The organism is Angustibacter sp. McL0619, assembly GCF_049994355.1.
Taxonomy (GTDB): domain Bacteria; phylum Actinomycetota; class Actinomycetes; order Actinomycetales; family Angustibacteraceae; genus Angustibacter.
In genome coordinates this window covers 1,620,225-1,645,299 of sequence record NZ_CP188257.1, presented here as the reverse complement: position 1 = coordinate 1,645,299, position 25,075 = coordinate 1,620,225, and the positions used below count along the sequence as shown (strand labels likewise).

Genomic DNA, 25,075 nt, shown 5'->3' with positions numbered 1-25,075 from the left:
CCATGTCGAACACGTTCAGCACGAAGGACGACCGGGCGCTGTACATCGAGGTCCCAGACCCGGACAACGCCGGGCAGGTCAAGCGCCCCGACCCGGGCGACGTCACCGTCCAGGTCCGCGACGCATTCACCCTGGAAGACCTCGGTGCCTGGACGTCGAACCTGTACGGGTACCTCAGCTACGTCGACGACACCGACACCCACCCGGTCATCGAAATCCTGCCGGAGGGCGAGTCGCTCTGGCAGACGCTCTACTCCAAGGAGGAGAAGGCGCGGATGCAGGCGGCGGCCACGCTCGCCGCGGAGGCGAAGGCGCTCGCTGACGCCACCGCGCAGGCTCTGACCAACCACATCGCCACCGCGAGCGAGTCGGTCGACGCAGACGCCGTCGAGGGGATCATCGCCACGACCCTGCAGTCCGGGCAGGGTGTGAACGTCACGGTCGACCCAGTGACGAAGAAGGTGTCGTTTTCCTCGACGGTCCCCGCGCCACCGACTTCGCTGCGCGAACTGGATGACTTCAACGTCCCCGACACGGGCACCCCGGCCGGGACCGCGCTGACGGTGGACCCGACGGGGGCTGTGGTCCCTGGCGGCAGGACCGTGCATGTCGTCGACGTCGGCATCGACGTCTCATCCCTGGGCCTGCCCGCCGGGGACGTCGTGCTATTCCGTCCCGCGGCGGCACCGTTGAAGCGCCACACGCTCGGCCAGGGCGCCGCAGCCGCGAACGTCACCGCCGTCCTCGAGGGCTACAGCGCGGACGTCAGCAACAAGGCCGTGTACGTCACGGACCGCCCAAGCGGGCTGACCGGTCCTACCACCTCGGCTGAGTTCGCGGCCGGGTCGATCCGCTACCTCGCCGACACCGGCCTCACCGACCCGGTCACCTTCGGCCGGTTCTTCTTCAAGATCATCTCCGTCACCGGCAACGCCAACTTCTGGGAGGCCCGCTCCACCTCCACCACTTCCCCGTCGCTGGGACTCCTGCAGCTGCAGGCCGGCGGGCAGATTCAGGTCAAGAACGTCGCGACCACGGTCAAGACCACGTCGACGGCGTTCTCCGTGGGCACGTGGTACCGGGCCGACTACTTCATTGGCGGCTCCTCGCAACGGTGGAACTTCTACGTGGGGAACTCCGGCACGCTGCTCGAGTCGACCGGCACGCTCGGTGCCGGCTCCTCTGGCATACCGGACACGATCCGGCTTGGGTACCCGCTGGGCGCCAACGCGAACGCCGTCATGCGGTTCTCCTGCCACGACCTGTCCGACTCCACCCTCGCCGCCCCCTGGTCCTGACCGTGGTCACCTCAATGACCGAGGGGTTCTTCGAGTTCGTCAAGCCCGGCGGGGTCGACACCCTCATCCCCCTCAGCCTCGGCGGCGAAATCCAGCAGGACGGGACCATCGCCACGGCGTCGTCCTGGCAGGTCGTGCGCGGGTCCGTCGCACCCCCGCCGGACATCGACCCCACCGGGACGATGACCCTCGGCCTGGGCGGCGGCGTCGGGACCGTCGCCTTGATCGACGCGTCCGTGGCCGCCCTGCACTCCGAGGGCGCCTACCAGTACTGGACGTCCACTGCGGACTACGACTGGGCGAACATCTGCGCGCACTACCCCTCCGACTGGCAGTTCTTCATCGCAGCGTCACCGAACACCTTGACGCAGGCGCGCAACATGCTCGCCACGTTCCCCGCCACCCGCACCGGGAAGGTGCGGATCAGCTTCGGGCAGGAGAAGGACAACGACTCCCCGTACCGGACCGGCACCTACCCGAACTACGTCTACCGCGGCGACCTCTACATCAGCGACTCCGCTCCACTGCGGCAGGCCATCGCCGAAGCCATCGCGGCGGGGAAGACCTACCTCGAGCCGTCCGTGTCGCTGATGCCGCAGACCATCTACCAGCCTTTGGTCGCGGACACGTTCATCGCCTCGGACGTCAAGCACCTCATGGTGTCGATGTACGCGCAGGCGAAAGACAAGGGCACCGGGCACATGGTCGCCACCCGCGACGCGGTGAAGATGCCGAAGCGGATCGGCGACTACGCCATCACCCGCGGCCTGGACTGGGACGCCGCGGCGTGGGGCTTCTTCCTCGGCAACGCCTACCTGGCCGACCCGACGTCGATCCAGAACCGGGTCGACTGGATGGTCACCTCCGCACGCGAGGCGCGCAAGAACGGCGCGCACTTCTGCGGCTGGTTCAACACACCGTGGACGGTCGCCGGCGCGGCCGGGGACTACCGGGTCCAGACCGACTCGGCGCTCCTGGCCGCATGGAACGGGCTGCTGGCCGAGTTCGGGCAGTACCCGTGAGCACTTCGCTTCGACGTCCATGCCTGGACCAACCCCTGACGCACGGGAGCAACCGATGACCGCGATCACCACCGGCGAGATCCTGTTCAAGTACAGCGTGAAGACCGGCTCGGCCGGCAACTCCACGGCCGGAACGGCTGCTGGCTCGCTCGGCACGTACATGTCGACGACCGCCTGGACGGGCGGCTCGGCCAACGACCTGTTCGACGACATCAGTGGCGCCGAGAACGCCGCGAGCACCGTGGACTACCGGTGCATCTTCGTGCACAACTCCAACGCGGCCAACCCGCTGCAGAACGCCGTTGCGTACCTGTCCGCCGAGGTGTCCGGCGGCGCGGGCATCGCGATCGCGGTCGACTCCACTGCCGAGTCGATCATCAGCAGCTCGTCCGCGCAGGCACTGACCGGCACCAGCGAGACCGCGCCCGGTGGATCGGTGACCGGCCTGACGTACTCCTCGCCGACCACCGCTGGCACGGGCATCGCGCTGGGCACCATCCCCGCCGGCCACTGCCGCGCCATCTGGATCCGTCGCACCGCCGCGAACTCCGCCGCGCTGTCTGCAGACGGCGTGACCCTCGCGGTGACCGGCGACACCGGCTCGCTCTGAGCCCATGACGCAGCTGCTGCGGGAGGACTTCGGCGGAGCGTCCCCTGGCACGGCCATCGGCATCGGGAACTCCGTCTTCACCGCCAACGGGGCGACGGTCCCGACGTTCAGCGCCACCGTGCTGCTCGCTGGCCTGGGCCAGTCGATGCGTTGCGTCTACGCCGCGCAGTTCGGGTACGGGCAAGCCACCCTGAGCTCGGCGACGACGGGGTTCTACCGGTTCTACTACCAGCAGGACGCGCCACCGTCGGCGAACATGATCTTCATCGGGTTCCGGGACACCACGGGCAACAACAACCGGGCCACGGTCCGTGCCAACACCACGGGCGCGCTGTCGATCATGAACGCGGCCACGGCCGTGGACACCACCAACTTCAACCTGACCAACGCCACCCAGTACTACTGCGAGCACGACGTCACCGGCGCCACGCAGGCGCTGCGCATCTACTCGGGCAACGCCGCGTTCCTGCTCGACACCCTCACCGGTGCGGCACCGAACGCAGCCTGGAACGCCTTCCGCGCCGGCGCGCAGGCGTCGATCACATGGTCGGGGTACCTGGACTCCATCGTCCTGAACGACAGCGCGACGCCCGGCCCGGAGAACCTGATCGTGCCAATCGGGTCGTCGTCGACCCGATTGACGACCTGGGACACGCTGACCACCCCGGCGGCGTCCACTCGCTCGACCACCTGGACCACGGCCGCGATCGTGGCCGCAGCCACCCGGCTGACATCGTGGGCCACCAACGCCCTAGTTTCGGCGACCCGCGTCAGCATCTGGGCCACGCTGGCTGCAGTAGCTGCGGCTACCAGGGCCACACCCTGGGCGACCCGGGCGCTGGCCACCGCATCCCGGGTCACTGCCTGGACCGTCCGCGCGACCGTGGGTGCAGCGACCCGCACGACCGACTGGGAAACCCGCCAGGACGCCACCAGCAGCCGCATCACCATCTGGGACGTCCTGCAGAGGCTGGCCGCGATCGAGCGCTCAACGTTCTGGGACACCCTGCGGACCGTCCTGCCTGCCACCCGCAGCACCGCTTGGGCCGTCAGGTTCATCGCGCCCCGCGACGTGACCTTGCTGATCGAGGTCGAGCCCGACCGCTATGCGGCCGTCGTCGAGCCGGACCGGTACGTGGCAGAGGTCGAGCCGTCCCGCTATAGCGCCATCGTCGAGGAGGCCCCCGTGAGCACCATCGAGGTCAGCGCCGGCGTCCACGTCTACCGGTGGGCCAGAGTCACCGAGATCAACGGCAAGCCCATCACCGCCGACCAGATCAAGGTGACTCTGGTCCCCAGCCTCGGGCCGACACCGGACGTGACCGGCAGTGGATGGTATGCCCCAGACGACAGCGAGCAGGTCGACGACAACATCGTCCGCGTCGCCCTCATGGTCAATGGCCGGTTCGAGCCCGGCTCGTACCGCCTCAAGGCCGTCGTCGCCGACAGTTCCGAGGTCGAGATCGTCGTCGCGGCGAAGAACTCCTACGTGACGGTGAAGTGATGGCGGGCGAGCCGATCCTCCTGCACCCGGGCGATCCGCGGCTCGACCGTCGCGCCGAGGACGCCATCTTCCTGTCCGCGCTCGTCGCGGTGTCCGGCGTCAGCCAGCTGGCCACGGGCCAGGTCGCCGGCTCAGTCGACACGCTCCTGTCGCGCGTCCTGACGATCGGGTGGGCGCTGTCGCTCATCGCGTTCGGCGGCCTGACGTTCGGGAGCATCTGCTGGCCCAACCCCTCGACGGGCGTCCTCCTCGAGCGCGCAGGCCGCCGCGGGCTGGCCGGCTCGTGCGCGGTGTACGCGATCGCGGCACTGACCGTCTTCGGGCTGCAGTCGCTGTTCGCGGCCACGCTGACACTCGCCTACGGCTTCGCCTGCTACCGGCGACAGCGGCGGATCACGAAGTGGCTGCACTGGACCATCGAAGACCTTGAGCGGCACCCGTGAACGGGTCCTGGCAGGGCGCCACCGCACTCCTGATCGCGGCCACCGCACTCGTCACCGCGGCCGCCGCGCTGCTGCGCCTCGGACCCGACCGGAAGAAGCTCGGCGCCGAGGTTCGCCACCAGGACACCGACGGCGCCGTCGTCCTGTCGAACGCCGCGCTCGCGCAGATGCAGGCGGCCATCGACAAGGCGGACAAGGCCGAGGAGCGCCTCGGTGCCGTCGAGGCTCGCATGGACCAGCTCGAGCGGCTGGCCCGCGCCCACCAGCGCTGGGACCAGGCGGCCGTCCGCATCGTCGCCGACCTCGGCGGCCACCTCCCGCCGCCACCGCCACTCCTGCCACCGACCTCGATGCCGTCACCCGCCTAGGAGGCGCTCACATGGACTGGCTCCCCGCCGCATCCCGACACCCCTACCCCGTCGACGCCGGCGACTGGACCCAGCGGACCGACCCGAAGGGCTGCCTGCACACCACCGAGGGCTCCGGCTGGCCGTCCTACGACGACGGCGCGAAGGCACCCCACGCCACCGTCCTGCCAACCCCCGGCAAGGGCGTGGACGTCCGCCAACACACGCCGTTCAGCCGGGCCGCGCGGGCGCTGCGCAACGCCCCCGGCGGCGTCCAGACGAACCGCGACTACGTCCTGCAGTTCGAGCTCATCGGGACCTGTGCAAAGGGCGGCCCCGGCTACTACTGGCCGGACGCCGACGACGCCGTCCTCGCGGACCTCTACCGCAAGGTCATCAAGCCCGCCTCGGACGCGCTGCACATCCCGATCGCCGCGCCGTCGTTCCAGGCGTACCCCGACTCGTTCGGCGAATCCAACCCGCGCCGGTTCTCCGGTCCGCACTTCGACACCTACTCCGGATGGCTGGGTCACCAGCACGTCCCCGAGAACGACCACGGCGACCCAGGCGCCTTCCCCTGGGATCGGATGATCGCCGCCGCCGGCGGCAACCAGGAGGACGAAGTGGTTACTGACGCAGACAAGAAGGACATCGCCGACCTGGCAGTCTCCGAGCTGCTCGGCAAGTCCGTACAGGTCGGCTCCACAACCGAGCCCTTCGGCCTGGCCACCGGGCGCACCCGCGCGACCGTCAAGCGCCTCGAGCCACAGCTTGCCGCGCTCTCGGCGGCCGTCGCCGCGCTCGCGACCTCGGTCGGCGCCGACCCCGCAGCGATCGAAGCCCTCGTGTCCAGCAAGGTCGACGCAGCTCTGGCCGACCTCCGCATCGTGCAGGGCGACGAAGCATGAACAAGCGCCCCGAGGTCAAGGTCGTCGCCGCGTCCGGTGGCGGCGCCATCGTCGCCGGCCTGATCGTCTGGGGCCTCGGCGTCCTCATCACCCACGTCCCCCTCGACCGCGGCCACGAGGACATCGCGGTCGCCGCCGTCCCGGCCGTGGTCGTCGCGGCGATCTTCGCGGCCGTCTCCTTCGCGCTGGGCTACCTGGCCCCGCGAACCTCCGACGCCGAGCGGACCAAGCCCGACCCAGACGCGCAGCACGCCCCGGTCGTCACCGCACTTGCGCACCTCGACGAACCCGACGCCTGACCAACCAACCACACCCCCGACCCGGAGGACCCCATCATGCCCAACACCCCGCCCGTCATCGACTCGATCACGCCCGCCGGACCGATCACCGCCAACGTCGGCACCGTCGTCTCCGTGCAGGTCGTCGCGCACGACGTGGACGCCCGAACCGAAACCTTCGACGTCGTCCCGGTGAACGTACTCTCCGGCGTGCGCGGCGCCAAGCAGTCCCTGCAGCTCGTCTGGACCGACCCCATCACCTACGAGGTCACCGGCCCGGCCGGCTCCCCGACCGTCGTCAACGTGCAGCCCAACGGCATCATCACGTTCGTCGGCTGACGTGACCAGGTCCGAGACCTGGCAGGTCGTCGCGATCGACAAGGCAGGCCACCGCTCCGCGCCGAAGCCGGTCCAGCTCAACTTCACCAACCCGGCGACCCTGCTCGTCGGCACATCCCAGCCCCCCGAGCTCGGCGGGCCGACCGCGGCCGGGTTCGCAACCCTGGCATCCCGCCTCGGCCGGACCCCGACCCTCGTCCGCGTCTTCGAGGGCCCCACGCTTTCCGCGCACTACGGCTACGGGTATGCGGCGGGCGCGGTCGTCTCGGTGGACTTCAAGGGCGACTCGAACGGTCGTGTCTCGGCTGCGAACCTGGCGAACCTGGCGACGTTCACCGCCGAGGCCCCCGCCGGCACGATCGTCACGTTCCACGCCGAAGCGTCCCCCGTGGAGATGCCCGGCGACCCTCGTGGGGTGCAGTACCGCGCCTCCTGCCGTCAGGTCTCCGCGATCGTCCGCGCGAACGGATGCTTGTTCTCGTGCGCTCCGATGGCCGCGACGCTGCGGGGCAACACCGCCGGCGTCGTGGACTGGCGGGACTGGGTGGCCGAGCCTGACGTCGTGGACCGGTTCGGCGCCGACACCTACGCCAAGAACGGTCCGTCCGGGAACTCCCCGGGCGAGCTGCTGGACCCGATCATCGCCGGGGCCACCGAGTGGGGTAAGCCACCCGCCGTGTACGAGTGCGGCGTCGGCACCAACACAGGCTTGCCCGGGCGAGCGACGTTCATGGCCTCGGTCCTGGACTACGCCGCCGCGCACGGGTTCCGGGAGTTCATCTACTGGCCCGGGAACTCGACCTACCTGCCCGCACCGACCGACCCGCTGTGGACTGTCCTCGGCTCACGCTGACGCCCGCACGACGAACGCCGCCCTCCCCATCTCGGGGAGGGCGGCGTTTTCTGCGTCCCGGTGGGGGGTCCGGGGGGAACCGGAACGCAGGTCTAGGAGGTCAGGCGCGCTCGGCCTGCTGACGCGCAACCTCAGTCTGAATCAGGTCGACCATCGCGGCCACGAAAGGCAGCGAACTCGGCCCGTACATCAAGAGGCACTCGCGGTCGTCCATCGAGGCCGTACTTTGGCTCTCCGCAGAACGGATGAACCCGACCTGCAAACGCTCGAGCGGCGTCAGGTCCGCACTCATGTCCGACTGTCCTCTCGGTAGTCGGTCCCAGGCGTCGACCCGCGACGTCGACGCATTCCGCTGCTCGACGTTGGGAAGCCCGCTCCACCTCCACCACTTCCCCGATGCCGGGCTGCCGCCACCCTCGAACGGCTCCTCGATGATCTCGGGCATCACGGCCGCCACTCCTCCTGAAAATCCGGGTGGCCTGCGTAGGCCACGGTGAGGTGCCTCACTGCGCGGCGCAAGCCCTCTACGATCCCCGCAGCGGTGAGCGCCTGGGGCAGTGGGGTATCCCGGTCGGCGGCCGCGCACTGGATCGCCTCAAAGGTCTCCAACTCGGCCACGATCCGCCGCTTCGCCTCGCCGTCAGCCCGGACGAGTTCGCGCCCGTCGATCAACCGGCTACCTAGGAACTCGGCATGGTCGACGCTGACCGAGAGCATCCGCTCCGTCTCGTCAATCCGAGCGAGCAGGAACTCCGCGAGCGTGTCCGTGGTCATGGCCAGACCCTCCAGCGGAGGGAGTCATCCAGCTTGACCGGGCGCTTGACGACGCGCAGCGTGATCTCGTCGCCGTCCGCGAGATCGTCCGGGTCCACGTCGAGGCAAACCCTGGCACCGCCATGACCGTCCAGTTCCACCCAGCCGCCCTGGTGGATGGTCGATACCCAGCCGTCCGGATGGACGGTCGACACGGTCGGCGCTTCCGCAGGCCCGATCTTGAGCAGGCGCGTGTTCTCGTCGCCGCCCGGATACTCGATCTTTGTCATGCCTCGGCCTCGCAGCGGACCGCGTCGAACTCGCCCCGGGACAAGACCGCGTAGCCCTCCCAGCGGACGGTGACCGTCTCCGAGCCATAGTCTCCGTGCATACTGCCCGCCACCACTTGGCTCGGGTCCAAGCCCAGACGCTTCGCGATGGCCGCATCGAACCGGTCCGTCCTCGCGTTGTGCTGCTCGATCTTCATGCCCGTCATCCTCCCATCAGCGAATCCTCGGCGGCCGCCCGACGGAGCCGGGACTCGGCACCCCAACGAGACAGGTACGCGTCCTCCATGTCCAGGCCGACCCGAGCGAGCCGCTTAGCCCTCTCCTCCGCGCCGTAGACGAGGGCGATGGCCGCGGACCGGTAGTTCTCCTGCCAGACCAGCCGCAGCGGGGTCGCCGTGTAGGTCGCGTCAGAGCCTGCGCTGAACTTGACCTCGCACATTTCGTGGGAGATCGGCGAGAACGGCAGCGCATTGCCGAACCCGTCCATCACGCTGCCCGTCGGTGCTGCTCGTCGTCGGGCTCACGTCGCCCGTCCATCGAGTCCAGGTCGATCGGCTCCCGGTTCAGCCATTCGGTCATCCGGTCGAGCCACCGTCGTGTGAAGCTCATTGCGTCCCCCTGCTGGTGTCTGGCTGTAGGTCTGCCACACATCTTGAACCCGCGCGTTCGTCCCACTGACCGCCGACAGGTGGGTGAGCCCGGTCGCTCGCATGGCGATGGCCAGGTCCGCCGGCTGCTGGGAGGTGTCGCCGACGACGAGACCGGGAAGCAGTCCGCGGGGGTCGGCCGGCAGCGGTGCAGCCGCCCGCCGCAGCCCGGCTCGGATGCGCTCGGTCGCTCGGTCCAACGCCCCGGCCCGCGCGGTCACCTGCGGTGGCCCACGGGCCGACAGGGTGGCGACCACGTCGTCCGCCCGAGCGGCCGGAGCAAGCCGGCCGCGAACGCTCACCCCGTCTCCCCAGCGCACTCGCGCCCAGCTGGGATCGGCGAACACCAGCACCTGCGAACGCACGACCCGGCGCTCACCCCTGCCCTGCACCGTCCGCACGGACACCCGCAGCAGCACCTCCGGATCGGCGCGACCGGTGGGCGCGATGGTCCGCGGGTCGCTGACCACCACACCGTCCAGCAGCACCGCAGCGCCTTGCGCAGCGAGCTCGCGCACGCCGATCTCACGAGTCCAGGACTGGACACCGGATGCCACGAGCACGAGCCCGCAGGAGACCGCGACCATTGCCGCCCCGGCCAGGCCGGGACCTGCCTGGTGGCGGGCGTGCCGCACGGGACGCCGGGCGCGTCGTCCGGCGGCCAGCACCAGCGCCGCGGCGCCGGCCAGCATCGCGACACCGAACCCGACCCGGACGGCGCCGCTCAACGCCAGCGCAGCCGCGCCGCACGCCCAGGCGGCCAGCGCCGGCACCAGGAGCCGGAGGTCGACCGGCTCCGCAGGCTCGGCATCGGCGCCCGTCCTCACACGCGCACCAGTGGCCGGAGCCGCTCGAGCATCTTCTCACCGATCCCGCTGACCTCGCTCAGCTCGTCGACCGAGCTGAACCGGCCGTGCTGGGCGCGCCAGTCGAGGATCCGCCCGGCCAACACCTGACCTACCCCGGGCAATGCGTCGAGCTGCCCCTCGTTGGCCGAGTTGAGGTCCACCGGGCCAGCGGGAAGCACGGCCGCGGCCGAGCCCCCGCCGGTGGACCCGCCGAGCGGACTCGCGGGCCCCGCGACCACCTGCCCGGGCTTAGGTACGACCACCTGCTCGCCGTCCACCAGCAGCCGGGCCAGGTTCACCGCGGACAGGTCCGCCCCCGTCCGCGCACCACCGGCAGCGGCCACCGCATCCTGCACCCGCGAGCCGGACGGGAGCCGCACCACGCCGGCATGGCGCACCTGCCCGACGACGTGCACCACTACCTGCGCCGCCGTCGGGGTGGGCGACGCAACCGCCGTCGCACTCGCCCCGCTCGCCGACGGTGCAGTCGACGCCGCGGGTGCGGCCGGTGACGCCGGCCCGCTCGCCAGGGCGGGCAACGCGGCGATCGGGGTCGGCTCGGCGCGCGAGCGAGCCAGGGTCAGCCGCAACGTCAGCAGGCCGATAACCAGTGCCGCGAGGACGACCAGCGAGACCACCGCCCGCGGACTGACCCCGGTGCGCGCGGCGACGTCGACCAGCACGTCGTCGCATCGTCCGCGCAGAGTGCGCCGCGGCGGCTGACCACGGCCGGAGCCGGACCTCATCGGTTCTTCGATCACGTTGCGACACTAGGCATTCCCAGTGCGCCGACGGAGATCGCGGCGTGCACCTGTGGACACTGGGACGAACCGCCGTCCAGTGGACGGTGCATCTTGACGACTGTCCTCAGGTACCTGCGCCCGCCTTGCGCGCCATCCAGCGCAGGAGCAGGTTCGTCCGGTGCCGCCCCAGCACGACGAGCACCAACGACAACCCGAACAACCGCGACCACAGGTCGGGCGGCACGCCCCACACGGGTCCGAGGAAAAGGCATACCGGCACCAGCGCCAGCGCCGCCGCCACCGAGGCACCGGCGACCCACCTGGTCACCGCGACGACCACTACGAACACCACCGCGACAGCGGCGACCCACAGCCACGCGGCCGCGATCAGCACGCCGAGCGAGGTGGCCACACCCTTGCCGCCGCGGCCGCGCAGGTATGGCGAGGTGACGTGCCCGAGCACGCAGGCCACCGCCACCACGTAGACCCAGGGCCGGCCCAGCACCATGAGCCCGAGCAGGGTAGGCAGCGTTCCCTTGAGCACGTCCAGTACACCGACGGTGATCCCCGAGCGGCGCCCCATGGCGCGGGCGACATTGGTCGCGCCGGGGTTGCCGGAGCCGCTGTGCCGCAGGTCGATCCCGCGCCGGCGCGCCAGCACCGCGGCCGGGCTGACCGCACCCAGAAGATAGGCGCCCAGCACCAGCAGCACCAGCTGCCACCACTGCCCGTCGTTCATGGCCCGGGAACCACCACGACCGCCACCATCCCCGGACCCACGTGGGTCCCGATCACGGCACCCACGTCGCTGACCTGAATGTTCGCCACCTTGGGCAACCGGGCGCGCAACCCGTCAGCCAGCGCGGTCGCCCGCTCCGCGGCATCCAGGTGGTGCACCGCCACCTCGGCCGCGCGATCACCCACCTCGGTGACCGCGAGGTCGGCCAGCCGGGCGAGCGCGCGCGAGGACGTCCGCACCTTCTCCAGCGGGGAGATGATCCCGTCGTCCAGCACCAGCAGCGGCTTGATCGCCAGGGCCGACCCGACGAACGCCGCGGCCGGCCCGATCCGACCGCCGCGACGCAAGTGCTCGAGGGTGCCCACGAAGAAGTAGGCGCGCGACCCGCGGGCCCGCGCGCGAGCCGCCTGCGCCACGGCCTGCACGTCCGCGCCGTCGGCCGCGGAGCGGGCGGCCTGCAGCACCAGGAAGCCCAGCCCCATGCCCATCGACCGCGAGTCGACCACGTGCGCCGGGATCGGCGAGTCCCGCGCCGCCAGCAGTGCGGACTCGTAGGTGCCGGACAGCGCGGCCGAGATGTGCAGCGACACCACCGAGTCCGCGCCGGCCTCGGCAGCCGCGGTGTAGGCGTCCAGGAACAGCTGGGGGCTGGGCCGAGACGTGGACAGCGCCGTCCCGGCCCGCAGCGCCGTCGCCACCTGCGCCGAGGTGATCTCGACGCCCTCCTCGTACGCGGTGCCACCGACGACCACCTGCAACGGCACGACCTGGACGCCGGCCGCGGTGGCGTCCAGCGGGCTCAGGCTCGCGGTGGAGTCCGTGACGACGGCGACCGCCATATCGCTACTCCGGCACCACGTTGACCAGCTTGGGCGCCCGGACGACGACCGTCCGCACGCCGCGACCGTCCAGAGCCGCGGCGACCTTCTCGCTGGCCAGCGCCAGCTCGCGCAGGTCGGCCTCGGCGATGCCGGGTGGCACCTCCAGCCGGTCACGCACCTTGCCCTGCACCTGGACCACACAGGTCACCGTGTCCTCGACCAGCAGCTCCGGGTCGGCCTGCGGGAAGGGTTCGTAGGCCAGCGAACCGTCGTGACCCAGCCGGTGCCACAGCTCCTCGGCGATGTGTGGTGCCAGCGGTGCGGTCATCAGCACCAGCGGCTCGGCCAGCTCGCGCGGCACGGCGGCCAGCCGGGTCAGGTGGTTGTTCAGCTCGATCATCTTGGCCACGGCCGTGTTGAAGCGCAGCCCGTCGTAGTCCCGACCGACCGCGTCGATGGTCCGGTGCAGCACCCGGCGCAACGCATCGTCGGCCGGGTCGTCGACCACCGTCAGCACGCCGGTCTGCTCGTCGACCACGTTGCGCCACAGGCGCTGCAGGAAGCGCAGCGAGCCAACCACGGCCCGCGTCTCCCATGGCCGGGAGACGTCCAGCGGGCCCATCGACATCTCGTAGACGCGGAACGTGTCGGCGCCGTAGCCCGAGTACATCTCGTCCGGTGTCACGACGTTCTTCAGGGACTTGCCCATCTTGCCGTGCTCTCGGGACACCTCCTCGCCCTGCCACGACCAGGCCCCTTCGTCCTCGACGACCTCGTCGGCCGGGACGACCTGGCCTCGGATGTCCCGGTAGGCGAAGGCCTGGATCATCCCCTGGCCGAAGTAGCGACGGAACGGCTCCTCGCTGGTCACGTAGCCCAGGTCGTGCATCACCTTGTGCCAGAAGCGGGCGTACAGCAGGTGCAGCACCGCATGCTCGACCCCGCCGACGTACAGGTCGACCCCACCTGGGTCGGGGACGCCGGGCGAGCGCTCGCCGCGCGGACCCATCCAGTAGGCCTCGTTCTCCTTGTCGCAGAACGTGTCCTGGTTGGCCGGGTCCAGGTAGCGCAGGAAGTACCAGCACGACCCGGCCCAGTTCGGCATGGTGTTCGTCTCGCGGGTGTACTGGCGCGGCCCGTCACCCAGGTCCATCTCGACCGCAACCCACTCGGGTACCCGCCCCAGCGGCGGCTCGGGGTCGGAGTCGGCGTCATCCGGGGCGAAGGTGCGCGGCGAGTAGTCCGGCACGTCCGGCAGCGTGACCGGCAGCTGGTCGTCGGGCACGGCATGCACCCGGCCCTCCTCGTCGAACACGACGGGGAACGGCTCACCCCAGTAGCGCTGTCGGCTGAACAGCCAGTCGCGCAGCTTGTAGGTGATGGCGCCGTCGCCGAAGCCCTTGTCCTGCAGCCAGTCGATGATCCGCGCCTTGGCCTCGACGACACCCAGGCCGTCCAGGCTGACCTCGGCGTTGGCCGAGTTGACCGCTGGACCCTCACCGGTGAACGCCTCGCCCTCCCAACCCTCCGGTGGCTGCACGGTGCGCACGATCGGCAGCTCGAACCGGGTGGCGAACTCCCAGTCGCGCTCGTCCTGGCCGGGCACCGCCATGATCGCGCCGGTGCCGTAGCCCATCAGCACGTAGTCAGCGACGAACACCGGGATCTGCTCGCCGTTGACCGGGTTCGTCGCGAACGCACCGGTGAACACGCCGGTCTTCTCCCGGCCCTCGGTCTGCCGTTCCAGGTCGGACTTCAGCTCGGCCTGGCGCCGGTAGGCGGCCACGGCGGACGCCGGGTCGCTCGCGTCGGCGATCCAGGCGTCCTTCGTGCCGTCGGGCCAGGTGGCCGGAGCGACCTGGTCGACCAGCGGGTGCTCGGGGGCCAGCACCATGAACGTCGCGCCGAACAGCGTGTCCGGGCGGGTGGTGAACACCTCGACGTCCGCGCCGTCGGAAAGCGGGAACCGCACTCGTGCACCGTGGCTGCGGCCGATCCAGTTGCGCTGCATCAGCTTCACCGGTTCCGGCCAGTCCAGCCGGTCCAGGTCGTCCGTGAGCCGGTCGGAGTACGCGCTGATCCGCATCATCCACTGCCGCAGGCTGCGCTTGAACACTGGGAAGTTGCCCCGCTCGCTGCGCCCGTCGTTGGTGACCTCCTCGTTGGACAGCACTGTGCCCAGGCCGGGGCACCAGTTCACCGGCGCCTCGGACACGTAGGCCAGCCGGTAGCCGTCCAGGACGTCGCGCTGCTCGCCCGCGGACAGGTCGGCCCAGGCGCCTCCGTCCGGCAGCGGCCGGGTGCCGTCGGCGAACTGCGCGGCCAGGTCGGCGATCGGCCGAGCCTGCCCACGCCCGGCTACGGCGTCCTCGTCGTACCAGGCGTCCCAGATCCGCAGGAACATCCACTGCGTCCAGCGCACGAAGTCCGGGTCCGTCGTCGCGATCGAACGGCGCGAGTCGTGCGCCAGGCCCAGCCGACGCAGCTGGCGGCGCATCGTGACGATGTTGTCCTCGGTGGTCTTGCGCGGGTGCTGCCCGGTCTGCACGGCGTACTGCTCTGCCGGCAGGCCGAACGCGTCGTAGCCCAGCGCGTGCAGCACGTTGCGCCCGCACATCCGCTGGTAGCGGCCGTAGACGTCGGTCGCGATGTAGCCCAGCGGGTGCCCGACGTGCAGCCCGGCGCCCGAGGGGTAGGGGAACATGTCCAGCACAAACAGCTTCTCGCGCCCTCCGACGCCAGCGGGGTCGGCCCACGGGCCGGCCGGGTTGGGCGCGCTGAACGTGCCCTCGCTCTCCCAGTGGTCCTGCCAGGCCAGCTCGATCCGGCCGGCCAGCTGCGCGCCGTACCGGTACGGCGGGGTGTCGCCCACGCTCTCGGTCCCGGCGCTGTCGATCGTGTCGCTCATGATGGTCCTGTCGTCGTCAGGGTGCAGGCCGCGGTCGTGTCGGTCGGACACGAAAAGACCCCTGGGCCGCAGGTAGCCCTGCGCAGGAGGGGTCTGCCGCGCTGACGCGGAATCGTGCGGGGCCCGGCGGGGTCGCACCCGTTCTCGAGGTCAGCGCGGCCGGCTAAGGAGCAAGACGGCTCGCACCTGTTCAGGTTAGCGCAGTGCGCTCGCCGGCCGTGGCGGCGGCGTCCATCGCACCGAGGACGAGCAGGTGACCGGTTACACCGGCAGGCTAGTCAGCCCAGCCGTGCGGGCGGCGCAGGTCGGGCGGGTTCGGGCTCGGGTCGAGCCGGACCGGCTGGTACGCGGGCGCCGCGGCCTCGCGACGAAGGGCTCGACGCAGGTGCATCTCGCGGTCCGCCTGACGCAGCAGGGTGTCCACGTCGCCGTCGTCCCAGGGCTCCAGGACTGCGCCACCGGCGCTGATCCGGGCAGCCCACTTCTCGCGGGGCACGGGGGAGTTCTCCAGGCAGCGGGCGCGTACCCGCCGCTCCATCTCGAGCGGGGCCAGACCGGTGCCTGGGCCGACGACCACGAACTCGTCGTCACCCCAGCGGGCTACCGCGTCGGTCGCGCGGGTCGAGCTGGTCAGCGCCTCGGAGACGGTCAGCAGCACCTCGTCGCCGGCGGCGTGCCCGAGGTCGGTGTTCACCCTGGCCAGCCCGTCGACGTCCAGGAACATGCAGTAGACGGCGTCGCCGCGGCGACGGGCGGTCTCTAGGATCTGCGCACCGAGCATGGCCAGGCCCTTGCGGTTGGCGAGTCCGGTCAGCGGGTCGTGCACCGTCGCGTCCTGTGCGAAGAGCAGGGCACGCTCGACCTCGCGCCGTGACCCCCACAGCCGGCCGTGCACGATCACGGCCGCGGCGCCGGCTGCGGCGAGCACGAGCAGCGATCGGGTCCAGGCAATGATCTCGTCGCCGGTCCAGGTTGGGGTGCGCACCACGTGCAGGGCCGTGCCGACCAGCAGGCTGGCGCCGGCGCTGCACAGCGCGAGGACCAGCCAGACCCGGCGTGCGGAACCCAGGGTGGCGGTACCCAGGCCTAGCAGGCACAGGGTGGTCCAGTCCGGGCTCTGCGTGAGGACGACCAGGACGGCACCGATCATCGAAATCACGAGGGCGGCCACGTCGAACACCCACAGCGGTGTCGCTGCGGCGTCCTGCCCCCGGGCCATCGGTTCGCTCACGAGGCAATCTTCGTCACACCGGCCCGCCATCTTGAGCCTGCCGAGTTGTCCAGGAGCGTCCCGGATCAGCCGAAGATCGACGCAACCCACTCGGGGTGGTCGACGAACGGGTTCCGGTTGTGCTGGAACTGGTCCTAGATGACCTGCTCCAAATCCGCAGTTCATTCGCCTCCAAATCCGCAGTTCACTCGGCTCCAAATCCGCAGTTCCTGATACCCTCGCAGCGTGTCCGCACCGTTGCATGGCATGGTTGCCCGCCGCATCACCCCGCTCGTTGAAGCCCGCATGGCCGACGAGCCGGTCATCCTGCTCGAGGGACCCCGTTCGGTGGGAAAGTCGACCCTCCTCAGGAAGGTGGCCGCTGCGCGCGGGGTCGACGTCCTGGACCTGGACGACCTGGCCACCCGCGACGCGGTCGCGGCAGATCCTGCAACGTTCGTGGCCGGGTCCGCCCCCGTCTGCGTCGACGAATACCAGAAGGCACCCCTGGTGCTTGACGCCGTCAAGGCGGAGCTTAACCGCGACGGCTCTGCCGGCCGTTTCCTGCTCACCGGGTCGACTCGGCACGACGCCCTGCCGGCGGCCGCTCAGGCCCTGACCGGCCGGTTGCACAGGATGACGGTCCACCCGCTGTCCCAAGGGGAGATCTCCGGCGTCCACGAGCACTTGCTCGCTGACCTGTTCGCCGATCCCGAGGCGGCCGTGGCGGGACCGCCGTCGCACACGACGCGAGAGGCCTACATCGATCGGATGGTCGCCGGGGGCTTCCCGATGGCGCTCGCCCGTGGCGCCGGTGCGCGGAACCGGTGGTTCGATGACTACGTCCGGCTCACCCTTGAGCGCGACGTCAGGGAGCTCAGTCACGTCAGACAGGCCGCGATGTTGCCACGCCTACTCGGCAAGCTTGCCGGGCAGACCGCACAGGTGCTCAACATCGCCAACGCCGCCTCGGACATCGGGCTCGACGAACGCACCGGCGACTCCTACGTCCGTTTGCTGGAGGCGGTGTTCCTGGTGTCTCGGCTGCCGGCGTGGGGTAGCACCCTGACCGCCCGATCCACCGCCACACCAAAGATCCACGTGACGGACTCCGGCGTCGCAGCGCGGCTGCTTCGCCTCACCCCCGCCAAGCTCGCCCGGCGGGACCCGACAGCACTGACCGAGCTCGGACATCTGCTGGAGACCTTCGCCGTCGGCGAGCTCCTGCGGCAAGCGTCCTGGCTGGACGACATGGCCGGCACCGGGCACTGGCGCACCCGTGACCACGACGAGGTCGACCTGGTGGTCGAGCGCGACGACGGCGCGCTGGTGGCCTTCGAGGTCAAGACCGCTGGCCGAGTGCCCGGCGGCGACCTGCGCGGGCTCCGAAAGCTGCGCGAGGCCACCGGCGAGGCGTTCCTCGCCGGCGTGGCCCTCTACCTCGGAGAGCGCAGCTACACCTACGAGGACCGGCTGCACGTGATGCCCCTTGACCGCCTCTGGCAGCCCTAGCCGCAGAATCACTCGAATGGATCAGCGCCAGTTGCCGGGGTTGCCCGGGTTGGGGCCGATGGCCGGGCACGTGTCGGAGCACGGTGACACCATCCGTCCGGCCGCGCGCCGTCGCGCCGCCTGAAGGAACACTCACCATGTCGCCTCGCCTGAATCCGTCCTCTGCGCCAGGCGCGAAGCTCAAACCCGAGGACCGGGCCGTCCGGGTCGCGCTCTGCGTCGGGCCTCCACCGACGACGGCAACTAGCCGTACAGCCTCGACGCCCAGGAGCACCGACTGCGCGCGCACGCCGCCAGCGAGCAAGGCTGTGTCGTCGTGAAGGACTACGTCGAGCTCGAGTAGGGCAGGTGCAGAACTCGGGGACGCTGGTCGGGCTGCTGCACGTGCTCGCGCTACCGCGCGGCTGACCCGTCGCGGACGACTTCGCGGATCCGGTTGACCTGACGGGACGAGCGGACCCTGGGCGCCAACTGCTCGGCGGCCCTCGCATCGGTGAGGCCGCCACGACGTGGGATCGGCTCTGATGCAGCCTGCCTGGGCGGACTATGGTGGGGGTCTGGGCATCCAACTCTTCTGGGCGTGGCTGCGCCAGCTGGGAGCGAGCCCGTGGGTGCGACGGCGAGTGAGGGTTCGGTCGTTCGCGAGGATGCCGGTGAGCCGGATCTGCAGGTGCGGCTGCTGGGTCCGGTGACGCTGTCGGTGTGCGGGGCGGCGGTGCCGGCGGGTCCTCGCCTGCAGCGCAGCTTGTTGGCGGTGTTGGCGATCAACGCCGGCCTGGCGCTGTCCCGGTCGGTCCTGGTGGATTTCTTGTGGGGTGAGCAGCCGCCCTCGACGGTCAGCCACAGCCTGCACACCCTGGTGTGGTCACTGCGCCGGCTGCTGGGGCCGGACCGTCTGGAGCGAGTCGGTGACGGGTATCGGCTCAGCCTGGGCGAGGGCGAGTGCGATCTGCTGCGGGTCCGGCAGCTGGCCGCGTATGTGCAGCGCCGGGACACTCCAGCGGAGGAGGCGTTGGCGGGCGCGGAGGCGGCCCTGTCGTTCTGGACTGGTTCGCCGCTGTCCGACGTCGAGGGGGTGGCCGCGGACCTGGCCCGGGCGGAGCTGGAGAGCCTGCGCACCCAGCTGGTGGCGGCGAGGGTCGAGCTGTTGATCGAGCTGTCCCGGGCGGTGGAGGCGTTGTCGTCGTTGCGGTCCGAGGCGGCCAACGACCCGCTGAACGAACGGTTCAGCGAGCTGCTGATCATCGCGCTGCACCAGCTGGGTCGGCGGCCGGAGGCGTTGGCGGAGTTCGACCGGGTCCGGCGCGCGCTGCGCGAGGAGCTGGGGCTGGACCCGGGGCCAGGTCTGCGTACCGCGCACGAGAAGGTGCTGCGTGGTGGCGACCCAGAACGGCCGCCGGACAGGGTGGACAAGCGGGTGGCCAAGCCGGTGCCGAAGCCGGCGCAGCTGCCGGCGACCTCGCGGGACTTCATCGGCCGTCACGGCGAGACCACGCAGCTGGTCGGCTGGCTGACCCAGGACCAGGACGCAGACGCGGCGCAGGCTCAGGACGCGGCGCAGGCTCAGGACGTGGGCGCAGCGAAGGGCCGGGCGCGTCCGCGGGTGGTGGTGCTGCATGGTCCGGGCGGGATCGGCAAGACCAGCCTGGGTCTGCGGGCGGCGCACCTGGTGGCGGCCGGCTATCCCGACGGTCAGCTGTACGCCAGTCTGCGCGGCTTCGACCCGGCACACCCGGCGCTGGTCGCCGCGGACGTGCTGCCGGGCTTCCTGCGGGCGCTGGGCGTCCTGGACGAGGACATGCCCGCGGCGGCGGCCGATCAGAGCGCGATGCTCCGCACCGTGCTCGCCGAGCGCCGGATCCTGCTGTTCCTGGACGACGCACCCTCGGGGCAGGTGGTGCAGGATCTGCTGCCCGGGGCGGCGGGCTGCGCGGTGCTGGTCACCAGCCGGCACCGGATGGCCGGCCTGGTGGCTCGCGAGGGCGCCCGCCGGCTGGATGTCCGCCCGATGGCCGACGCCGAATGCGTCCAGCTGATGTCGCACCTGCTCGGCGCCGAGCTGGTGGCCGGGCAACCGGAGCAGGTCGGCCAGCTGATCGAGCTGTGCAGCCGCTGGCCGCTGGCCCTGCGGATCGCGGCCGAGCAGGTCCTCGAGCACGACGACGGCACGCTCGGACTGGACGAGGTCTGCGGTCAGCTCTCCCGGGCCGGTGACCGCCTGCTGGATCGGTTGGGCACCGCCGAGGATCCGGCGATGATGATGGGTGAGGTGCTGTTCTGGTCCTACCAGCGGCTGTCCGCCGCCGACCCGCGGGCAGCCGCGCTCTACCGGTTGCTCGGCGCGGGCCCGACGGTCCACTTCGACCAGCACTCGGCGGCCCGGCTGCTGGACGCCCCGCCGGACCAGGCGCACCGGCTGCTGCGCGCCCTGGCGGCCCGGCACATGCTCGAGCCGGACGGCGTGCAGCACCGGATGCACGACCTGGTGCGCCAGCACGCACGCGCACAAGCCGACCTGCAGGACAGCCCGGCAGTGCTCGGCGCGGCGGTGGACCGGGTGCTGGCCTGGTACGCCGCGGCCTCCAGCGCCGGGCGGGTGGCCCTGGGCACGCCGCTGCGCGAGGGTATGGCCGCACCGGGTCAGAGCGCCGAGCAGCTCGGACTCGGCGATGCCGACGCAGCAACTGCCTGGTTCAGCCGGTCCCTGGACGACCTGATGGCCTGCGTCCAGGTCGCCGCCGACCGCGGCCACCCGGCGGCCTGGCAGATCCCGATGGGCCTCATCGGTTACTTTGAGTTGGCCAACCTGGGCGAGAACCGGGCCCACGAGATCAGCCATCACACCGGGGCAGCAGCCGCCGCCAAGGCCGGTGAGCACTTGGCCGAGGCCGCGCTGCTGAACAACCTGGCAGTCCTGTATGACCGGCTCGATGACCCCCAGCAGGGCGCCAAAGTGGCGCGCCGGGCCGATGCTGCCGCCGCCCGGGCCGGCTTCGCGCCGCTCCGGGTCCGCACGAGGCTGAACCTCGGCGAGTTCTTGGTCGACGTCGGTCAGCATGACGAGGCGCTCGCCGTGCTCGACGAAGCGCTGGCACTGGCCACCGAGCTAGGTGATGACTCCTTGCGCTCGTACTGCTACGACATGATGTTCCGGGCCCACTGGGCCACCGGCCAGGTCGAGCTCGCCGACCGGGACCTCGAGCAGGCATTCGAGGTCGCGGAGCGCGCGGGCTCCGGTGGCTACTACGCTGCGTTCGAAGTCGCCCGCTTTGCGGCCGATTGCGCGGCGAAGACTCTGATGGACGTGGACCCCGCCCGGGTCGGCGAGTATGCCCGTCGGGCCCTCGATCGCTTTGGCGACGCTTTGCTGCCGTACGACCGCGCCTGCCTGCTCTCTTGGCTCGCGCAGGCCGAGCAGGCCACCGGGGACGGCGCGTCGGCGCTGCAGCACGCCCGGGCCGCGGTTGCCGCATTCGAGTCCTTGGAGAGCCTCGAGACCAAGGAGTACCTGTCCGCCAGGGCCCTGCTGACGGCGGAACAGGATCCACCGCTGGGTCCAAGGTCGAGCTGATCGACGTCGAGCTGCCGAACGCTGAGGCGCTTAGGCGCCCCGCACCTGCTGAGCGCTACGAGCTACCCCAGCTTGACGTGGATCACCCGGGTGCCCCAGTTCCGAGTACGAGTCGTCGTCTGGCTGGACACCGGCGGAATGTACTCGGACGCGAGCCACGCCGAGTCCGAGCCGGGGTCCGGGACGGCGAACGAGTAGTCGCCCCAGCGCGTCGCAGCCGGGTCGTACGGCCCCGTCCCGGCCGCAGCGACCCGCGGCGTCGAGAAGGCGGTCTCGCCCGCCTTCAGCACGGAGTAGCCGACGCTGGGGAAACGGTTCGCGCCAGTGAGGGTGAACACCATGGCCGCGTTGCCCGCCGCGTCCGGCTGGATCGCCGGGTAGAGCAGTGCGCCGCTCGGGTTGACCAGGTAACCCTGACGCACGATGCTCGCGCCGCTGAGCACGTTCCCTGACAGCCTCGGCCTCACCTGGAACCAGGCCGCGCCGGCTCGGTTGGCAGGGGCGCCCAACACACTGAGACCGGTGCCCAGCTCGCCCCACAACGAGCCGTTCACGAAGGACGCCTGCTGCATCCGGTCGTCACCGGCGTCCAGCGTGCTCGTGGATCCCCGTTGCTTCGCCCGAGCCGGGGTGACGTACGGCAGCGAGCCGATCGTCAGCTTGCTGAGTGTGGGCGAACCGCCCGTGCCGACCCGGCCTCGGTTCGTCATCGCCCAGACGCCGATCCGGTTGTCCCCCGCGCCCTGCGGGTCGAGCTGGCTGAGGAAGTACTCGGCGTTCGGCGTGCCGATGGACAGCGCGGGCTGCGGTGCGCCGGACAGCGCACCGCCAAGGTGGAGGTTCCCGAACCGGACGAAGTGCGCGGTCGCAGCGCCGGCGACGAGGTCCGACTTGTCGATGGCGTAGATCTGCCCGCCGTAGAACTGCGGACCGTTGATCGAGAACTCGTCGGTGGTGATGTAGAGGTTGGTCTGGTCGATACCGATCCGCGGCTGGTCACCGAAGCACGGGCAGCCCGGCAGGTTCGGCTCGCCGTCACGGCCGTCGAACGTCGTGTCGATCTGGTACTCGGTCCATAGGCCGGTGGGGTCGTCCGACGGGTTGACCGCGATGTCCAGCCGACCCTCGGTGAACGTGTCGTTGAGGAACAGGATGGTCGCGAACCAGGCGTGCGCCGACGGGTCGTACCAGCAGCGCGGGTCGCTGGTGAACTCCTTGCCGCCCTCGTTGAAGAGCTCGTTCACGTTGAAAGGGCCGCGCAGGGTCTGGCCGGCGGTGTTGTAGATCCGGTAGGCCGAGTTGACGGGCTCGATGATGAACCCGGCGCCGGCACACAGCCCCTGGTCCGGCGGCTCGAACCGCAGGTTGAAGTTCGTGAACTCGCTGTCCCGGCTACTCGTCCCGTTGAAGCTCGACAACAGCGACGACGGGTCGGTCGCGACCCCCGGCGCTGTCGCGCGGGGCGCGACCGACGACGATGCGGCCGAAGCATGGCGAACCCCGTGCGGCCGCGTCGACCCCGTTCCCGAGACCCTTGCCGACCCGGCGCCCGGCTGGATGTCTGTGGCGACCCGGCGAGCCAGCGCCGGCGCGCCGGACTGGCTGTCGGCCCTCGCAGCGGATGCACCGCTGCTCCGTGCCCCGACGGCGACAGCGGGGGCGGCCCCGACGGTCGCGAGCGCGAGGGCTGCGACTGCGATCAGGACGGTCCGGGTGGCGCGGGCCTGGCTCATGGGGGAACCTCCAGGGACTGTCGTCCTCAGTGCGTACGTCGTGAGTATCCGCCTGGTTCGGCCCACGTGCTAGGGGCCTGATCGACGACGGGGCGGTGGCCATGGACGGCATCTTCGGTACCCCCTGATGCGAATCGGCCCCCACCGCGCTATGCAGTGAGGGCCGATCTCGTGCTCAGAATCCTGGGTGGAGCTGAGGGGACTCGAACCCCTGACCCCTTCCATGCCATGCGCAGCCGCCCCTCGTCCGGTCGTCTGTGCGATCAGATCGGCGGTCCCCCGTTGTCCCGGCAGGTTCGTGGTCGTTCGTGGTGATGAACCCCCAGTAAGACCCCCCCCCCGCACGCCCCTCCGGTGGCCCGGGCCACAGCCTCGTCACCCGTTCCGCCCGCCGCCGGCGCACGGACACCCCCTCGCACCCGTACAAGCGGTGTGAGTCCTGCCGCCCCTACCCGGTGCAATGGACGCGTCCGTCGACGAAACGCGCGGCCGGTGGAGCCACGAGTACGTGGGTCTGTCTGGCCGTCGTGGACGGCCTGGTCGGGGCCGTCGTCGTGGGCAGGGCCGAGCGTCGCGGCGCGCCGCCCTGGACTCCGGACAGGGTGGAGGTCGTCTGGAGCGCGTGACCGCCGTGGGCAGCCCCGTAGACACTCGCGATCTGCAGCATGTTGCAGCAACCGAGCGTCTAGGGGGCACGCCTCGTCAGGACTCCGCGTCAGGCTGCGCGTCGGCGGACGACATCACCACGGCCTGGAAAGCCCGACCAAAGGCGGTGACCTCAAGGATCCCCCGCTGGACGTCCACGCGTTTGAACTCGTCGGTGTCCAAGGCCGCGCGCAACTGGAGCACCCGGGGATTGGTCTCGACCCACCCGTAGTGCGATTCGTCGGTCAAGCTCGTGGAGTAGTCCACGACCACGAGCCCGAGGCGTACCCAGTTCACGATCTGCAGCGCACGCTCGGGCACGAAGGCGGCCTGACCGTCAACCCGCCAGTTCATGACGTGCGTCGCCTCGGAGGTGTACCCCTGTAGGGCCGGGTCGGCTTGGGTGGCGACGTTCGACCGCAGTTCGACAATGCCGTGAATCGACTGCAGGAGAACGGGCTTCAGCAGGACTGCCTCTTCGGGGCTCAGCTGGCGGATGATCTCGGCGAAGGAGGGGTGAGCGGTGCTCGCCCGGCGGGCGTCAGAGGCCGCGGCGAGCAGGTTCAGGTACATGGCTCGGAGTTCCGGCTCGTCGACGGTGAAAGCGATGCCTTGCACCGTCGGGCCTGCTACGGAGAGACGCGGCGTGATCAGGTCCTCCTCGGGGATCTGTGCCACCCGATCCGCCAAGTCGTCCGCGAAGTCGTTTTCGAAGTAGTCGCGCGAAATGCCGAACAGCATGCCGAGCGGCTGCCAGATCTTCATCCGGATCTGCTCCTTGACCGCCAGGCGCTTGGCGTAGGCGCGCGCCGCCGGGTCGAGCGTGCCCGACACCTTGGCCAACTCGCGCAAGGCTTTCCGGTCCTCCGAGTCTCCCCGCTCGGCCTTGGCCGCCGCCTTGGCGACACCGCCCGCCACTGCTATCGGCTCCAATCCGCTCATGCGGCGAGCCTAGCTAGACCGAGCCCTACAGTGCGGTGAGTGAGCCGTCGGATCCCGCGCGGACAGTTCACCAGCTGGGGCGGTGTTCCAGCCGGGTGTCGAGCGACAGGT

Annotated in this window: 25 protein-coding genes; 12 read left to right on the top strand and 13 right to left on the bottom strand. The window is 70.7% G+C overall.

The window, feature by feature from the left end; genetic code table 11:
* The first annotated feature begins 2 nt into the window (after nt 1-2).
* The 10 genes from ACPPVT_RS07450 to ACPPVT_RS07405 are packed head-to-tail and all read left to right on the top strand — an operon-like array spanning nt 3 to nt 7,602.
* Entirely contained in the window at nt 3-1,298 is a 1,296-nt protein-coding gene (locus ACPPVT_RS07450) for a hypothetical protein (protein WP_426566372.1), read from the top strand.
* A gap of 14 nt (nt 1,299-1,312) precedes the next feature.
* Nucleotides 1,313-2,320 (top strand): hypothetical protein, encoded by a 1,008-nt coding sequence (locus ACPPVT_RS07445; protein WP_426566371.1) that lies wholly within the window; start codon nt 1,313-1,315, stop codon nt 2,318-2,320.
* Between the two features lie 55 nt (nt 2,321-2,375).
* Nucleotides 2,376-2,930: a hypothetical protein gene (locus ACPPVT_RS07440; protein WP_426566370.1), complete on the top strand. Its 555-nt coding sequence runs from the start codon at nt 2,376-2,378 to the stop codon at nt 2,928-2,930.
* Nucleotides 2,931-2,934: 4 nt separating this feature from the next.
* Nucleotides 2,935-4,434, top strand: coding sequence for a hypothetical protein (locus ACPPVT_RS07435; protein ID WP_426566369.1), 1,500 nt, complete (start codon nt 2,935-2,937; stop codon nt 4,432-4,434).
* Nucleotides 4,434-4,877 carry a hypothetical protein gene (locus tag ACPPVT_RS07430; protein WP_426566368.1) on the top strand — a complete coding sequence of 148 codons (444 nt, stop codon included), beginning with the start codon at nt 4,434-4,436 and terminating at the stop codon, nt 4,875-4,877. Before ACPPVT_RS07435 ends, ACPPVT_RS07430 begins: the two co-directional genes overlap by 1 nt.
* The gene (locus ACPPVT_RS07425) at nt 4,874-5,245 is read left to right on the top strand and encodes a hypothetical protein (RefSeq protein ID WP_426566367.1); all 372 of its coding nucleotides are present in this window, start codon (nt 4,874-4,876) and stop codon (nt 5,243-5,245) included. Before ACPPVT_RS07430 ends, ACPPVT_RS07425 begins: the two co-directional genes overlap by 4 nt.
* 11 nt (nt 5,246-5,256) lie before the next feature.
* On the top strand, nt 5,257-6,132 hold the full coding sequence (locus ACPPVT_RS07420) for a hypothetical protein (protein WP_426566366.1): 876 nt from the start codon (nt 5,257-5,259) through the stop codon (nt 6,130-6,132).
* Entirely contained in the window at nt 6,129-6,431 is a 303-nt protein-coding gene (locus ACPPVT_RS07415; RefSeq protein WP_426566365.1) for a hypothetical protein, read from the top strand. Before ACPPVT_RS07420 ends, ACPPVT_RS07415 begins: the two co-directional genes overlap by 4 nt.
* Nucleotides 6,432-6,467: 36 nt before the next feature.
* Nucleotides 6,468-6,749, top strand: coding sequence for a hypothetical protein (locus tag ACPPVT_RS07410; protein WP_426566364.1), 282 nt, complete (start codon nt 6,468-6,470; stop codon nt 6,747-6,749).
* A gap of 1 nt (nt 6,750) precedes the next feature.
* Nucleotides 6,751-7,602: a hypothetical protein gene (locus tag ACPPVT_RS07405; protein WP_426566363.1), complete on the top strand. Its 852-nt coding sequence runs from the start codon at nt 6,751-6,753 to the stop codon at nt 7,600-7,602.
* 100 nt (nt 7,603-7,702) lie between these two features.
* Here ACPPVT_RS07405 and ACPPVT_RS07400 read toward each other — a convergent pair whose 3' ends face one another.
* From ACPPVT_RS07400 to ACPPVT_RS07350, 11 genes are all read right to left on the bottom strand, one after another.
* Nucleotides 7,703-8,047, bottom strand: coding sequence for a hypothetical protein (locus ACPPVT_RS07400; protein ID WP_426566362.1), 345 nt, complete (start codon nt 8,045-8,047; stop codon nt 7,703-7,705).
* Entirely contained in the window at nt 8,047-8,376 is a 330-nt protein-coding gene (locus ACPPVT_RS07395) for a DUF6221 family protein (RefSeq protein ID WP_426566361.1), read from the bottom strand. The genes ACPPVT_RS07400 and ACPPVT_RS07395 overlap by 1 nt, the downstream gene beginning before the upstream one ends.
* On the bottom strand, nt 8,373-8,645 hold the full coding sequence (locus tag ACPPVT_RS07390; RefSeq protein ID WP_426566360.1) for a hypothetical protein: 273 nt from the start codon (nt 8,643-8,645) through the stop codon (nt 8,373-8,375). The genes ACPPVT_RS07395 and ACPPVT_RS07390 overlap by 4 nt, the downstream gene beginning before the upstream one ends.
* Nucleotides 8,642-8,842, bottom strand: coding sequence for a hypothetical protein (locus ACPPVT_RS07385; protein ID WP_426566359.1), 201 nt, complete (start codon nt 8,840-8,842; stop codon nt 8,642-8,644). The genes ACPPVT_RS07390 and ACPPVT_RS07385 overlap by 4 nt, the downstream gene beginning before the upstream one ends.
* 5 nt (nt 8,843-8,847) lie before the next feature.
* Entirely contained in the window at nt 8,848-9,132 is a 285-nt protein-coding gene (locus ACPPVT_RS07380) for a hypothetical protein (RefSeq protein ID WP_426566358.1), read from the bottom strand.
* Nucleotides 9,133-9,165: 33 nt separating this feature from the next.
* Nucleotides 9,166-10,119, bottom strand: coding sequence for a hypothetical protein (locus ACPPVT_RS07375; RefSeq protein ID WP_426566357.1), 954 nt, complete (start codon nt 10,117-10,119; stop codon nt 9,166-9,168).
* Nucleotides 10,116-10,901 carry a ComEA family DNA-binding protein gene (locus ACPPVT_RS07370; RefSeq protein WP_426566356.1) on the bottom strand — a complete coding sequence of 262 codons (786 nt, stop codon included), beginning with the start codon at nt 10,899-10,901 and terminating at the stop codon, nt 10,116-10,118. The genes ACPPVT_RS07375 and ACPPVT_RS07370 overlap by 4 nt, the downstream gene beginning before the upstream one ends.
* Nucleotides 10,902-11,007: 106 nt before the next feature.
* Nucleotides 11,008-11,622: a glycerol-3-phosphate acyltransferase gene (locus ACPPVT_RS07365; protein WP_426566355.1), complete on the bottom strand. Its 615-nt coding sequence runs from the start codon at nt 11,620-11,622 to the stop codon at nt 11,008-11,010.
* A complete protein-coding gene (locus ACPPVT_RS07360) occupies nt 11,619-12,461 on the bottom strand; it encodes a DegV family protein (RefSeq protein WP_426566354.1) in 843 nt (280 codons plus the stop codon). The genes ACPPVT_RS07365 and ACPPVT_RS07360 overlap by 4 nt, the downstream gene beginning before the upstream one ends.
* Before the next feature lie 4 nt (nt 12,462-12,465).
* Nucleotides 12,466-15,351, bottom strand: a complete 2,886-nt coding sequence (gene leuS / locus ACPPVT_RS07355; RefSeq protein ID WP_426566353.1) for a leucine--tRNA ligase — start codon at nt 15,349-15,351, stop codon at nt 12,466-12,468.
* A 274-nt stretch (nt 15,352-15,625) separates the two neighbouring features.
* The gene (locus tag ACPPVT_RS07350; RefSeq protein ID WP_426566352.1) at nt 15,626-16,582 is read right to left on the bottom strand and encodes a GGDEF domain-containing protein; all 957 of its coding nucleotides are present in this window, start codon (nt 16,580-16,582) and stop codon (nt 15,626-15,628) included.
* A 225-nt stretch (nt 16,583-16,807) separates the two neighbouring features.
* Here ACPPVT_RS07350 and ACPPVT_RS07345 point away from each other — a divergent pair, with 225 nt between their 5' ends.
* Together ACPPVT_RS07345 and ACPPVT_RS07340 are read left to right on the top strand one after the other, a co-directional pair.
* Nucleotides 16,808-18,073 (top strand): ATP-binding protein, encoded by a 1,266-nt coding sequence (locus ACPPVT_RS07345; protein WP_426566351.1) that lies wholly within the window; start codon nt 16,808-16,810, stop codon nt 18,071-18,073.
* Between the two features lie 607 nt (nt 18,074-18,680).
* Nucleotides 18,681-21,644, top strand: coding sequence for a BTAD domain-containing putative transcriptional regulator (locus tag ACPPVT_RS07340; RefSeq protein ID WP_426566350.1), 2,964 nt, complete (start codon nt 18,681-18,683; stop codon nt 21,642-21,644).
* Nucleotides 21,645-21,706: 62 nt separating this feature from the next.
* On the opposite strand, the gene ACPPVT_RS07335 is transcribed toward ACPPVT_RS07340, so the two are convergent.
* Both ACPPVT_RS07335 and ACPPVT_RS07330 read right to left on the bottom strand, forming a co-directional pair.
* Nucleotides 21,707-23,377 (bottom strand): hypothetical protein, encoded by a 1,671-nt coding sequence (locus ACPPVT_RS07335; protein ID WP_426566349.1) that lies wholly within the window; start codon nt 23,375-23,377, stop codon nt 21,707-21,709.
* Nucleotides 23,378-24,079: 702 nt separating this feature from the next.
* Nucleotides 24,080-24,964: a DUF4393 domain-containing protein gene (locus tag ACPPVT_RS07330; RefSeq protein WP_426566348.1), complete on the bottom strand. Its 885-nt coding sequence runs from the start codon at nt 24,962-24,964 to the stop codon at nt 24,080-24,082.
* Nucleotides 24,965-25,075: the final 111 nt, after the last annotated feature.